Raw genomic sequence first — 13466 nt, forward strand, 5'->3', positions numbered from 1 at the left:
CGTGCTGGGTGACGGGGTGCCGGAGCCCTGCGGAGGGGTGCAGGGCGGGCTGAACTGCGGGGCGGTGGTGCCGGGCAGCTAGCCGACGGAGGCGCGCTGCTGCGGGGCGGCGACCTCGGAGAGGACGCGCGCCAGCACGGCTTCGGGGGTCGCACCGGAGAATTCGGCTTCCGGGTCCATGACGAGGCGGTGGGTCCAGACGACGGCGGCCAGGTCCTTGATGTCGTCCGGCAGCACAAAGTTGCGTCCCTGGCTGGCGGCCCAGACCTTGGCGGCGCGGACCATGGCGAGGGCGCCGCGGACGGAGACGCCGAGGCGGGTTTCCGGGGCGTTGCGGGTCTCCTCGCAGAGCCGGGAGATGTATTCCAGCACGGCGGTGTCGACGTGGGTGGTGGCGGCGAGGTCGGCCATGTCCGCGATCGCCTGGGTGGTGATGACGGGGGTGATGTCCTTGGAGCGGTCCTTGAGGTTGGCGCCGCCGAGCAGCTGCACCGTGGAGGCGTGGTCCGGGTAGCCGATGGAGGTCTTGATCAGGAAGCGGTCCAGCTGGGCTTCCGGCAGCCGGTAGGTGCCGGCCTGCTCGATCGGGTTCTGGGTCGCCATCACCATAAACGGGCGGCCGGCCTCGTAGGTGGTGCCGTCCACCGTGACGCGGGATTCCTCCATGACCTCAAGGAGCGCCGACTGTGTCTTGGGCGAGGCCCGGTTGATTTCGTCGGCCAGCACGATGTTGTTGAAGATCGGCCCCTTGTGGAACTCGAACTTCTGCGACTTCTGGTCGTAGATGGTCACGCCGGTGACATCCGAGGGCAGCAGGTCCGGGGTGAACTGGATGCGGTTGTTGGAGCCCTGCACGGTGGCTGCGAGGGCCCGCGCCAGCGAGGTCTTGCCGGTGCCCGGGGCGTCCTCGAAGAGGACATGCCCCTCGGCTAGCATCGCGGTGAACGTCAGGCGGATGACGTGGGCCTTGCCGAGGACGGCCTGGCCTACGTTGGCGACGAGCTTCTCAAAGGTGCCGGAAAACCATTCGGCCTGTTCGGTGGTCATGGTCATGGGTTGGTCCTCTTCTGTTCTGGGTGGGATAGCGTGGTGGGCCGCGGGCGGGAGGTCCCGCTCAGCAGCCCGGCGGTCAGCCGCATTGCGGGATTCCATGGCCCTCGGGCTCGCCCAGGGTGGTGTTGCCGACCTGGATGGTGCGGCCCACGAAACGGCCGTCCGGGTGCGAATTGATGCGGTACCACTTGTAGGTCCCGCGGGCATCCGGCACGGTGCGCCACATGAAGCAGTTGACGGTGAAGGACCCGTCGGAGCCGTAGGCCCATGGATAGTTCCGGATCACCCCGTCGCAGGTGTGTTCCGCGCCCGCCGGCGACCGCCACGAGGTCTGACCGGAGGCAGGCGCATCCGTGCAGGTGCGGTAACCGTTGACCGCGGCGTCCCAGTTGGTCTTGGCCGGGCCGGACTGGGCCGTGGCCGTGGCGATGCCCCCGCCGGTCCCCACCGAGTTGACCGTCTGGACCTGGATGGAGTGCCGTTCGTCGAATCCGCCGGTGTTCACGGTCCGGCTGCCTGAGGCGGCGACGTTTTCCCAGCCGCGGCCGTCGATGTTGATCCGGGTGGAGGCGACGTCGTTCGTCGCCGTGGACGGTGAGTTCCAGCTGAAACTGAGCGACTTCTGGTTCTGGCCGCCGTTCTGGCCGGAGGCGGAGGGCGTGCCGGGCGCGCCGTAGGGTGTGGCGGCGGCTGCGGCGCTGGCGTCCGAGCTCGGCGCCACGGTGGAGTTGGCCACCACGGTGATCCTGGTGGCGGCCCCGTTCGTGAAGCCGCCCACGGTCTGCCCGGGCCTGATGGGACCGGACTGTCCCGTGCTGGCGTTGTAGGTGTAGCTGACCTCATTGGGCGCCGAGCCGTTGCGCTCGGCGTCGCTGAGTTCCCGGAAGTTGATGGTCACGGCCCGGCCCGCGCCGCCGGTGTTGGCCTCGGCGGCGCTGACCCCGGACACCTGGGCGAGCTTGCCGGTGGCGCGCCGCGGCGCGGACGGTGCGCTGACGGCGCCCTTGCCGGCCTTGTTCTCCGCCTGCACAGTGAAGGTGTAGGAGGCCTCGGAGTTGTTCGCGGTGAAGTTCGCGGTCCGCACCGTCCCGGGAACCATCTGGGTCTGCGTCGTCCCGCCGCCGCCGCTCATGGTGACGTAGTAGTTCCTGATCGCGTCGCCGTTGGTGTTCGGTTCGCTCCAGTTCACCTTCAGCTGGTTGGAGGTGCCCACGGCGGAGGCCACCGTCGACGTCGGTGCCGCCGGGGCTGCCGGGACGCCGGCGGGGTTGTCCTCGGCGGAGTAGATGCCCCACTCGGACGGGCCGAGTTCGTTGACGGCCTGGGCGCGCACCTTGTAGCGGACGCCGTTGGTCAGACCCGGCCAGGTGTAGTTCAGGCCGGTGACGCCGTTCTTCACGGCGACCCCGGTGGCCGGCGGCGGGGATATCTCCAGGTTGTAGCTCTTGACGGCCGAACCCTCGGTCTTTGCCGCAGGCCAGGCGATCACCATGTTCTTGTCCCCGGCTTTGACCGTGGGGGCCTCCGGCGGGGAGGGCTTTTCATCCGGCCTGATCTCGTTGGACGACGCCGAGGGCGCTGACTGGCCGACTTCGTTGGTGGCGGTGACGGTAAAGACGTACTTGACGTCGTTGGTCAGGCCGCTGAGGGTGCAGGTGGTGGTGGGGCAGTCCTGGCTGAAGCCGCTGGAGCTGACGGTGTATTTGCTGATCGCCGCGCCGTTGTCCGAGGGCGGTGCCCACTTGAGCACGGCGGTGCGGCTGCGGACGTCGGTCGCGGACGGGGCCGAGGGGGCATCCGGCTTGTCCCGGACCGTGATGCGCACCCGGCCGCTGGCCTGCCGGGACGGATCCCCGGTCTTGTCCAGCACGGTGTAGCGCACCACCATCACGCCCTTGGAGCCGTCGGCGGGAGTCACGGTGATCGAGTCCCCGTTCACGGCGGGGGCGCCCGCGGCCGAGCCGGTTTCGACCGTGGCCGAGATGATCTTCAGCGGGGTTTCGGCGAACGGGTTGAAGTCGTTGGCCAGGACGTTGATGGTCTCGGTTTTGCCCGCGTTGGCCTTCTCGATGACGTCCTCATTGGCCGTCGGGAGGGGCCGGTTGGAGGCGACGACAGTGGCTTCCACCGTGGCCTTGACCGGCTCGGAGCGGCCGTCGGTGACCTTTAACGGGATGCTCCCCCGGCGGCCCGCGGCGATGGTGGCCTCCGCACTGACCTTGAGGGTCTGGCCCTCAATGGTGGCCTTGATCCCCTCGGGCAGGGTGCCGTCGAGCTCGAACTTGAGCTTCTCCTGGTCGCCCGAGTCCACATCCTTGGCGAGGTTGCCCAGCTCGAGACTGACGGACTCGGCCTTCGGCACCTCGAGGTCGGTCCCGCTGAAGGTGGGCTGGTGGTTGGCGTTGGGGTCGGGAATAACCCTGGTGATAATGCTCAGGGTCGATTTCAGGCCCTGCGGGTCGTCGGGCCCGGTGCCGTCCGTGACCTCGAAGGTCACGGAGCCGGGGCCCACGTAGTCCTTCAGTGCCGCGTAGCGCAGCGCAGTGCCGTTGCCCGCGACGACGTTCCGGGAGTCAGCCCCCTGCACCCGGACCTTGTCCACCTGCGTGACCCGGGGCGTGTGTCCTTCCCGGACCCGGACGTACTCGTTCAGGTCGAGGTTGATTTCGTTGCCGGCCATCACTTCGACGACGTCGGTGCGCGCCAGGGTGGGGTGCTGCTCGCCCTGGCCGGGTACCCAGATAACCGCCGTCGCGCTTTGGCCGTCCACGTCGGTGACGGTGTACGGGACCAGCTGGTCCTTCGGGGCGAGGGTCACGACGACGTTGCCGCCACCTCCGGCGCGTGCGTTCGGGTTGCCGTCCGGCAGGGAGACCTTGAGCTCGGCGGCGACGCCGTCGGGGTCGGAGTCGTTCTTGAGGACGGGGACGTCGACGGCGGACTTGCCGAGGGTCTCCGCGGCGGTGACCACGTCGTCTTTGGCGACCGGGAGCTTGAGGGCCGCATCCGGGCTGACCCGGACCCGGATCACTGCGCTGCACTGGGCCTTTTTGTCGTCCTGGATCTTGTAGCCGACGCTTTCGCTGCCGGCGGTGCCGGGGGCCGTGAGGAGGACCTTGCCGCCGTCGGCCGGCTCGACGCTGAGTTCGGGCCGGGCTTCGAAGGCGTTGGAGACCAGGCTGACCGGGTCCCCGTCCGGGTCCGAGTCGTTGCCGAGGGCGTCGACGGCGATCTTACGGCCGGGGCGGACGTCGACGGCGTCGTCGACCGCGATGGGTTTCTGGTTGTTGGCTTCGGGCGGGGCGATGCCGACAATCACGGTGCCGGTGTTTTCAGCGCCGATCCGGTCCCGGACGCGGTAGCTGAAGGTGTCGGTGCCGGCGGCGTCGCCGGTGGCGGTGAATTCGAGGTAGCCGTCCTTGACGACGGCCGTTCCCATGGCCGGGGCCTTGTCCACGCCGGTCAGCTGGACGGAGTCGCCGTCGGAGTCAATGCCGTCCAGCGGCACCGGGATGCGGACCACCATGCCGGCCACCACGCGGGCGGTCAGGTTCTTCGGTTCGGGGCGGGTGTTCCGTTCGTCGTCGCGGGCCCGGATCCGGATGGTGACCTGCTGGGAGTCCGACTGCCCCGAGTCGTTGGTGACCTTGTAGATGGCGTACACGGTTTTCGGCAGCTCGCCGGCGATGAAGCGCAGGGCGTTGCCGGAGGTGAAAATGCGGCCGTCGGCGGCGTCGGGCTGCTGTGCCAGCGCAGGTTCGAGGGTCAGCTTGCCGCCGTTGGGGTCAGTGTCGTTCCCGAGGACCGGGATGGTGACGACGTCGCCGGCACGCACGGTTGCTTCGTCCGGCTTGGCCTGCGGCGCCTGGAGTTTGGTGGGGGCCGGGACGACGAGGACGGCGATCTCGCCGGTGGCGGAGGACTTGCCGTTGGAGATGGTGTATTTGACGTTGAGCTGGCCCTCCGCGCGGATGTCGGTGATCCGGACCACCGAGTGGTCCAGGACGGACACGCTTACGGGCTCACCGTCCGCCGCGGTCACGGACTGGACCACCAGCACGCCGCCGGAGGGGTCCGAGTCGTTGCCGAGGACATCCACCAGGACGCTGCCGCCGCTGGGCAGCAGGGCGGTGTCGCGCACGGCCACGGGGGCGCCGTCGCCGTTGCCGGGGACGACGTCGACGCGGACCAGCTGCTGGGCGCTGGCCGGGCCGTTGGTGACGAGGTAGGAGACGTAGTGGGGTCCCTGGGCGGTGGAGGAGAAGGTGAAGGTCTGCTGGTCCGCCCCCATCGTGGCGCTGGAGTTCCCGTCCGGGGTGACCTGGGCGAGGCGCAGCGCGCCGCCCTGCGGATCCGAGTCGTTCTTGAGCGGTGCGATGACGGTGTCCACTCCGGCGACGGCGACGATGTGGTCCGCGTTGGCGATCGGCGGCAGGGCGCCCGGGGCGCGGACGTCGACAGTGATCTTGCCTTCGGTGCTGGACTGGCCGTCGGAGACCGTGACGGTGACGACCTTGCGGCCGGGCTCGGAGCCGGCGTCCTGGAAGCTGAGCAGCCCGTCGGGACGGGCTTTGACCTGGTCGCGGGGGTCGCTGCTGGTGGCGCTGACGACGTAGAGGTCGTCGCCGTCGGGGTCGATCCAGTCTGTGAGGATGTTCTGGCTGACCAGCTTGCCGCTCTGCACCAGGAGGGAGGTGTTCCGGTTGGGTTTCTGCCGCGGGGCGGAGTTCTCCCCTGCAGGGACGACGGTGAGCGTGACGTCGGCGGAGGCGGAGAGCCCGCGGCCGTCGTCCGCCGAATATTTGAACGTCTCCGTGCCGGTCCTCTCTGCGGGAACGCTGACCTGGAAGCCGGTGGAACCGTAGATCGGCGCCAGGAGTCCGGATTTGATCGGGTCCGGGGCCCGGACGGTGAGGATGTCCCCGTCGGGGTCCGTGTCGTTGTCGAGCACGGGCAGGATGGTGGTTTTGCCGGCGCGCACGCCGAAGCTGTCCGGTTTGGCGGCGGGGGCGCTGTTGGGTTTGGTGCGGTCCGGGAGGACGGTCTGCTGGACCTCGTCGGCGGAGTCCTTGTCCGCATCGTCGGAGGTCTGCTGCGGGGGGATGACGTCGTCCCAGTTGTTGACCAGCTGCATGTTCTGGTTCACCAGCCACACATTGCCCGAATTCACATCGTTGAGGACCACCAGGTCCCGGTTCACCCGGAACACATAGGACGGCGCCGCGCTGGCCTTCGGTACGTCCACCGTCTTGTCGTCGGCATCATTCACGCACTCACGCACATACTTGTTCGCCCCCGACCACGCCGCATGGACACAACCGCCCAGCTGCACCGGCGCCGCCGGAACACCCTGCCCCCCAAACGTCACCGTCTTCGCCGTCGACCCGTCCAACGGCTGAAGCAACAACGCCTTCGGCGTCGCCACCGCCACCGCATCTGCCGCCGGACCCGAGAGCTGCAACTTCGCATCCCGCGCATCCGCCAACGCCAGCTCACGCCCGCCCGGCAGGAACAACTTCCCCCGGCCCGCATCCAGCACCACCGGCCGGTCCCCCACCACCGCCAACTGCAGCTCCCCGGCACCCTTCAACCCGTCCCAGGTCTCCGTCTTCACCTCCGCAGCCCCACCACCGGCGCCCACCGCCGTCACCGAGACCTGCCCGGACTTCGGATCCGCACTGTAAATCCGGTCATCAGCCCCCACCGCCGACACCAGCCCCTGCGAACCAGTCAGAACCGGCTCCGACCCCTCCTCATCAAAACCATTCACCGTCGACGGCGACAACGCCCACACCCGGCCCTTGGCCGCATCCGTCACCGAAATCACCTTCGAACCAAAACTCACCGCCGCCGACCCCGGCAGCTTCTTATCCCCGCCCAAACGCAGCTGCGCCGCCGAGACCTGATTCAACGTCGAGGCCGCACTGTCATCAACAAACACCGTCCCGGCATCCTGCAGCACATCAAACGTCGCCGACGCCGGCGTCACCGCCCCATCCAACACCCGCGACGGATAATTCAACCGCCCCACCGCATTCTTCGACTTCGACACCACCCACACCCCGCCATCATTCAGCTCCACCTCAGTGGTCTTAAACCCCGGATAGATGATGGCGCCGGTGATGAGGACGGCGGAGGCGGCAGCGATGCCGGTTCCGGCCATCAGATGTTTGCGGCGGGCGGTCAGCGGGCGTGCCAGGACCGGGCGGCGCGTTTTTGGCCGCAGGGCTGCCAGGAAGGTCTTCATGTGTGCGGTGTCCCCCAAAGTCACGGCAGCCTCAGCAGGGGGCATCGCCCTCTGCTGGTGCCAGATAGCAACGACTATCCCATATTAGCTATCGATTAGAGAAACCCTGCCGCAGTCAAGCCCTGCGGTGCCGGCATCGGTGCAGGTCAGGATGCCTTCGGTCCGGGACCAGCTAGTCCAGCACCAGCCCGTGGCCGCTGCCGCGTTGCAGCTCCACCGGGTGGATTTCGCCGAAGCCGCGGACGTCCTCGGCGGGGCGCGGAAGCAGCACAAACCGTTCGTCCTGTTCGAGCGCGGACGCGGTCATGGAGTCCACCAGCACGGTTCCGGGATCGGCCAGCGCGGTGAGCCGCGCCGCCAGGTTCACGGTCGGACCGTAGATATCGCCCAGCCGGGAGAGGATGCGGCCCCACACCATGGCCACGCGGGCCTGGGGCAGGATCTCATCCTCGGTGAAGGCCTGGCACAGCGCGAGGGAGATTTCGGCGCCGGCAGCCGGGGTCTCGGCGATGTAGAGGACTTCATCGCCAACCGTCTTCACCAGCCGCCCGCCGCCCACCGAGATGATTTCGGCGCACTTGTTCTCAAAGCGCTGGACCAGCTGGGCGAGGGTTTTTTCGTTCATCCTGCGGGACAGGCTGGTGTAGGAGACCAGGTCAGCGAAGCCGACCGCCCGTGCCAGCGGCAGCGGGGCGTCGTCCTCGTCGCCTTCGCGGCCTTCCTCGCTGGACGCCAGCCCGGCCTCGGCGCGCACGGCCAGGCGCTGGACGCCGGCGTTGAGCTGGCGGCGCCAGGAGTAGACCAGCATTTCCTCCAGGGCGTCCACGAGGGACGGCAGCTCACTGACCAGGCGTTTGCGGGCCACGGCGTCGCTGACGCCCTGCTGGTGGACCATGTCCTCGACGAGGGCTTCGATCTGCCAGACCACCATGCGGTCCGTCATCTGGCCGATGGCGCGGGTGACGGAAATCGCGGCTTCCTCGGTGAGCTTGCCGGCGCGGACCAGGTCCACGATGGTGTTCAGCGCCGACTGGTCGCGTTCGGTGAAGGCAACGTCCTCGTCGCCGATGTTGGGGAAGCCCAGGGCGCGCCAGAGTTTGCGGGCGGACAGCAGGGACAGCCCGGCGCCGGAGGCGACTTCACGGCGGCGGAGCTTGCGTTCCCCGCCGAGCAGGCGCTGCTCCAGGGCCTTCAGCGCGATGCGTTCCGTGGACATGGTGGCGGTGGGTGGCACGACGGCGGCTGCCGCTTCCGCACCGGCCGAGTCGTCGTCCGCGTCGTCCGCGTCGTTCGCCGGGGCGGCGTCGTCGGCGTCGTCCGTCTGGGGCTCCACCGTCGCATCCGTGTCCGCGGAGTCCGGGAGCCAGGCCTCGGCGTTCGCTGCAGCTTCCTCGGCGTCCGCATCAATCTGCTCTGCCACGGAATCGAGGACGGCTTCCTGGAGGTTGGCGGTCTCGACGACGGCATCCGGAACCTGTGACGGTTCTTCGTCCAGGAGCCCGGTGTCCTGGTGGACGTTCTCAGCGCTCATCTCTTCCACCTTCTCTCGTCTCCCACGGCCACGCCGCATCGGGGTTGTGCATCATGCCCTCGGAGCCCCAGCCCCCGTCCTGCGGGAGATCGTTGATGGCGTCGAGGATGAAGTTTCGGAACGTCGCGACCTCCGGGACGTCGGGCACCACCATGCTGGTGGGGTGTCCGGTCTCCAAGGATATATTCCCGGAGCGCAATACGCGTTGGAGCAACGACTGATGGATGACCACATTACGGACAGTGCCGAGGGGGACCTGCTGGTCGCGCCGGCGCAACATGCCGTAACGGGCAACCAGGCGCTGGCTCGTCAGGATGTACTTCGTGGCGTGCCAGCCCATGACCCGCGGCAGGCAGTAGCCCAGCAGCACCCAGGCCGCAAGTGCAATGCAGACCCCGATCAGCCACGGCGTCCACTCCCTGGCGGAGTCCTTGGCCAGCGGGACGAGGTGGGCCGGCCCGCCCTTGACGATCCAGGCGCTGGCGTAGGCGGCGAGCGCCGGAACCAGGATAAACAGCAGCGCCGGGGCAATCAGGGTCCGGGGCTGCGGGCGGGTCACCACAATCACTTGCTCGCCCGGGTAGAGCTCTTTACGCATAACCGCTTTCGTGGCCCGGATGCCGGCTGGCACTGCCGGAAGCACCGCCGGGCTGGTCCGTGCCGCTTTCCGTGCCGCTTTCCGTGCCGGGAGGCGTCCAGGGACGCAGGTGCACCACGTCGCCGGCCGTCACCACATGCTCGTGGCCCCCGGAGTCCACCACCAGGAGTGAACCGTACTCATCCAGGCGGGTGGCGTGGCCGATGATTTCATGGTCGCCGGGCAGTTGGGCGCGGACCTGCTTGCCGAGCGTGGTCAGCAGGTGCTCCACCCGCTTGTGCAGGGAGTGGCCGCCGGCCATCCCGGCGGTGGGGTCGCCGTCGGCGTTGCAGAAGCTGCGGTAGAGGATGGCGAACCTGGACAGGAAGCTCTTCAGCAGCTCGGTCCGGTCCACCGTGGACGGGTGTTCGAGCAGGACGGAGGTGGCCGTGGGCACCGGGAGCTCGGCTTCGGTGAGGGTGACGTTCAGCCCGGTCCCCAGGACGACGGGCGGCACGGCGCCGCCCTCCATCGGGCCCAGCTGGGCGAGGATGCCGGCGATCTTCCGGCCGCGGACCAGGACGTCGTTGGGCCATTTGAGTTCGGCCGGGATTCCCGCGGTTTCCAGCAGCGCCTCGCGCAGGGCAAGTGCCGCGAGCAGCGAGAGCCAGGAGTAACTCTGCGTGGGCAGCGGGCGCCCCTCGGCGTTGACCGGACGCAGCACCAGCGACACGGAAACCGAACTGCGGGCAGGAGCTTCCCAGCGGCGGTCGAGGCGGCCGCGGGCGGCGCTCTGGTATTCGGCAGTGAGCACGGTGAGGTCCGGGTATGCCCCGGGATCCTCGGTGACACCGCGAATCAGGTCGGCGTTGGTGGAGCCGGTCGAGTCCACCACCGTGAGCCGGGGAATGCCGTTGGCGGAGAGGAACGCCTCATCGCTGAGGGCGTTCAGATCGAGGGGCGGACGGTCCGGGGCTTCCTGCGCGGCTTCCATGCTTTGAATCCTACCGAGTCATGGCGCTGCCGGCTCGATTCCGGACCGCCGGCGGCACCGAAGCACAGGAAACTCAGAGGAAGATGTCGGGGATCAGCTTCTCTTCCGGGGCGCCCAGGCTGTACGGGGTGAAGTCCGTGACGCCGGCGGCGGCAAGCACCTGCTCGTCCGTGTAGAAGTTGCCGCTCCAGCTTCCGGATTCCGGGATCGCGTTGCTGCTGGTCAGGACCGCGTGGGCGGCGTCCGCCATGATTTCGGGGCCGCGGGCGCCCAGCACGATCTTGTCGCCGCCGGGCATGTTGCGGATGGCGGCCGTGTTGATCAGGGTGCAGGGCCAGAGCGAGTTGACGTTGATGCCGTCGATCTTCAGTTCCTCGGCCAGTCCCAGGGTCGTCAGGCTCATGCCGTACTTCGCCATCGTGTATGCCAGGTGCAGGCCGGCCCATTGGGGGTCAAGGTTCAGGGGCGGGGACAGCGTCAGGATCTGGCCGGCGTCGGAGTTCCGCAGCGCGGGCAGGGCGAGCTTGGAGAGCAGGAAGGTGCCGCGGACGTTAATGTCCTGCATCAGGTCATAACGTTTCATGTCGACGTCGTCCGTCTTCGACAGGTCGATCGCGGAGGCGTTATTGATGACGATGTCGATCCCGCCGAAGCGTTCGATCGCGGCGGCCACCGCGCCGGCGACGTCGCTGTCGTTGCGGACATCCCCGACCAGCGGCAGGGCCTGGCCGCCGGCTGCCTCGATCTGTTCGGCGGCGGAGTAGACCGTGCCTTCCAGCTTGGCGTGCGGCTGGCCGGTCTTGGCCATCAGGACGATGTTGGCGCCGTCGCGCGCGGCGCGGGTGGCGATGGCCAGGCCGATGCCGCGGCTTCCCCCGGAGATGAGGATGGTGCGGCCCTGGAGGGAACCGGCGGCCTGGTAGGGCCCTGCAGCGGTGCCCGAAGCATCATTGCTCGAAGTCATGAGGACACTCTAGCGGAGTCATGTTACTGACGAGTAACTACGACGCGCCCGGCCGGCGCCCCCCGCTGGCAAGGTGGTCCGGGTGAGAGTTGGGGCGAATATTGTAGGTTTTCTACAGCGGCATGGGCCAATAGCGTCACTAGACTTGCCATCAAGGCCCGGCTTTTGTGGAGACCAGCTAAAGCGCCACGCGGGACAGGGCCGGCGAAGCACAGCAGCAGCACACGCAGGACCAGCAGCACTCGATTCAGCAGAACATCAGCTACAGAGCCGGAGACACTTGATGAGCCACGATCTGACCACGACCGCGGGAAAGATTGCCGACTTCCGCGACCGCCAGGCCCGTGCTGAGCAGCCCTCCGGCCCGGAAGCGGTCGAGAAGCAGCATGCCCGCGGCAAGAACACGGCCCGCGAGCGCATCGACCTGCTGCTGGACGCCGGCTCCTTCGTCGAGTTCGACGCCCTGGCCGTGCACCGCTCCACCGCCTTCGGCATGGAGAAGAAAAAGCCGCTCGGCGACGGCCTGGTCTCCGGCTACGGCACCGTGGACGGCCGCCCCATCGCCGTGTACAGCCAGGACTTTTCCGTCTACGGCGGCTCGCTGAGCCAGGTCAACGGCGAGAAAATCGTCAAGGTCCAGGAGTTCGCGCTGCGCAACGGCTGCCCCGTGGTCGGCATCCTCGACGGCGGAGGCGCCCGGATCCAGGAAGGCGTCGCCTCACTGGCCATGTTCGCGGACATCTTCCGCAACAACGTGCACGCCTCCGGGGTGGTCCCGCAGATCTCCCTCATCATGGGCCCCTCCGCCGGCGGCGCGGCCTATTCCCCCGCCCTGACGGACTACGTGGTCATGGTGGACAAGACCTCGCACATGTTCATCACCGGCCCTGACGTGATCAAGACCGTCACCGGCGAAGACGTGGACATGGAAACCCTCGGCGGCGCCCGCCAGCACAACGCCAACACGGGAACATCCACCTACCTCGCCTCCGACGAGGCCGACGCCATCGAGTTCGTCCGCGAGCTCCTGGACTTCCTGCCCTCCAACAACCTCGCCGAGGCCCCGGTGCTGGAGCACTCCCAGGAGCTGGAGCTCGACGACGAGGACCTCGCCCTGGACGCGCTGATCCCCGATTCGGCCAACCAGCCGTACGACATGCGCAAGCTCATCGGGCAGCTTGTGGACGACGGGCACTTCCTGGAGATGCAGTCCCTCTACGCGCCGAACGTGATGATCGGCTACGGCCGGATCGAGGGCCACACTGTGGGCATCGTGGCCAACCAGCCGATGCAGTTCGCCGGCACCCTGGACATCGCCGCCTCGGAGAAGGCCGCCCGCTTCGTCCGGAACTGCGACGCCTTCAACATCCCGATCATCACCCTGGTGGACGTGCCGGGCTTCCTGCCGGGCAAGGACCAGGAGTTCCAGGGCATCATCCGCCGCGGCGCCAAGCTGCTCTACGCCTACGCCGAGGCCACCGTGCCGAAGCTGACCGTCATCACCCGCAAGGCCTACGGCGGGGCGTACATCGTGATGGGGTCCAAGAAGCTCGGCGCGGACCTCAACCTCGCCTGGCCGACCGCCCAGATCGGCGTCATGGGCGCCCAGGGCGCCGTCAACATCCTGTACCGCCGCGAACTCGCCGCCGTTGCGGAGGCCGGCGGCGACGTCGAGGCCAAGCGCGCCGAGGTCATCCGGCAGTACGAGGAAGAGCTCCTCAACCCCTACCAGGCTGCCCAGCTCGGCTATGTGGATGCGGTCATCGCCCCGTCCGAGACACGGGTGCAGATCATCAAGGGCCTGCGTGCCCTGCGGGACAAGCGCGCCAGCCTGCCCGCCAAGAAGCACGGGAACATCCCGCTGTGACATCCGCGGTCGAACCCGAGGGGGCACCCCCGGCGGAGCAGCCCCTGCTCGCCGTCGTCAAGGGCGAGCCGACGCCGGAGGAGCTCGCGGCGCTCACCGCCGTCGTGCTGTCGCTGGGCAACGGCGAAGCTGCCGCACCGGAAAAGCCGAGCGCCCGGCACTGGATCCGCCGGCAGCAGCTGCAGCTGGCACCGAAGCCGGGGCCAGGTTCCTGGAAGCGCAGCCGCGGCTAA

8 protein-coding genes are annotated in these 13466 nt (G+C 68.4%); 2 read left to right on the forward strand and 6 right to left on the reverse strand.

All coding sequences use genetic code 11. From position 1 onward, the window contains the following. Positions 1-78: 78 nt before the first annotated feature. From AC1MFL_RS03630 to AC1MFL_RS03655, 6 genes are all read right to left on the reverse strand, one after another. Positions 79-1053, reverse strand: coding sequence for an AAA family ATPase (locus tag AC1MFL_RS03630; RefSeq protein WP_479813505.1), 975 nt, complete (start codon positions 1051-1053; stop codon positions 79-81). A 76-nt stretch (positions 1054-1129) separates the two neighbouring features. Beyond that, positions 1130-7300 (reverse strand): Ig-like domain-containing protein, encoded by a 6171-nt coding sequence (locus tag AC1MFL_RS03635; RefSeq protein WP_479813506.1) that lies wholly within the window; start codon positions 7298-7300, stop codon positions 1130-1132. Positions 7301-7472: 172 nt separating this feature from the next. Next, positions 7473-8831, reverse strand: a complete 1359-nt coding sequence (locus tag AC1MFL_RS03640; RefSeq protein WP_479813507.1) for an adenylate/guanylate cyclase domain-containing protein — start codon at positions 8829-8831, stop codon at positions 7473-7475. Then, complete coding sequence (locus AC1MFL_RS03645) at positions 8821-9429, reverse strand: PH domain-containing protein (RefSeq protein ID WP_479813508.1); 609 nt, start codon at positions 9427-9429, stop codon at positions 8821-8823. The genes AC1MFL_RS03640 and AC1MFL_RS03645 overlap by 11 nt, the downstream gene beginning before the upstream one ends. After that, a complete protein-coding gene (locus AC1MFL_RS03650; RefSeq protein WP_479813509.1) occupies positions 9422-10402 on the reverse strand; it encodes a biotin--[acetyl-CoA-carboxylase] ligase in 981 nt (326 codons plus the stop codon). Before AC1MFL_RS03650 ends, AC1MFL_RS03645 begins: the two co-directional genes overlap by 8 nt. A gap of 73 nt (positions 10403-10475) precedes the next feature. Next, positions 10476-11366 (reverse strand): SDR family oxidoreductase, encoded by an 891-nt coding sequence (locus tag AC1MFL_RS03655; RefSeq protein ID WP_479813510.1) that lies wholly within the window; start codon positions 11364-11366, stop codon positions 10476-10478. A gap of 283 nt (positions 11367-11649) precedes the next feature. Between AC1MFL_RS03655 and AC1MFL_RS03660 the strand changes: the two genes are divergently transcribed. Then, on the forward strand, positions 11650-13233 hold the full coding sequence (locus tag AC1MFL_RS03660; protein WP_479813511.1) for an acyl-CoA carboxylase subunit beta: 1584 nt from the start codon (positions 11650-11652) through the stop codon (positions 13231-13233). Beyond that, complete coding sequence (locus tag AC1MFL_RS03665) at positions 13230-13466, forward strand: acyl-CoA carboxylase subunit epsilon (protein WP_479813512.1); 237 nt, start codon at positions 13230-13232, stop codon at positions 13464-13466. The genes AC1MFL_RS03660 and AC1MFL_RS03665 overlap by 4 nt, the downstream gene beginning before the upstream one ends.

This window comes from Arthrobacter sp. BG3 (assembly GCF_056680185.1).

Bases quoted from the DNA above. Each gene is read 5' to 3' on its own strand.
- AC1MFL_RS03630 (WP_479813505.1), bottom strand. From the start codon at position 1,053: ATGACCATGACCACCGAACAGGCCGAATGGTTTTCCGGCACCTTTGAG.
- AC1MFL_RS03635 (WP_479813506.1), bottom strand. From the start codon at position 7,300: ATGAAGACCTTCCTGGCAGCCCTGCGGCCAAAAACGCGCCGCCCGGTC.
- AC1MFL_RS03640 (WP_479813507.1), bottom strand. From the start codon at position 8,831: ATGAGCGCTGAGAACGTCCACCAGGACACCGGGCTCCTGGACGAAGAA.
- AC1MFL_RS03645 (WP_479813508.1), bottom strand. From the start codon at position 9,429: ATGCGTAAAGAGCTCTACCCGGGCGAGCAAGTGATTGTGGTGACCCGC.
- AC1MFL_RS03650 (WP_479813509.1), bottom strand. From the start codon at position 10,402: ATGGAAGCCGCGCAGGAAGCCCCGGACCGTCCGCCCCTCGATCTGAAC.
- AC1MFL_RS03655 (WP_479813510.1), bottom strand. From the start codon at position 11,366: ATGACTTCGAGCAATGATGCTTCGGGCACCGCTGCAGGGCCCTACCAG.
- AC1MFL_RS03660 (WP_479813511.1), top strand. From the start codon at position 11,650: ATGAGCCACGATCTGACCACGACCGCGGGAAAGATTGCCGACTTCCGC.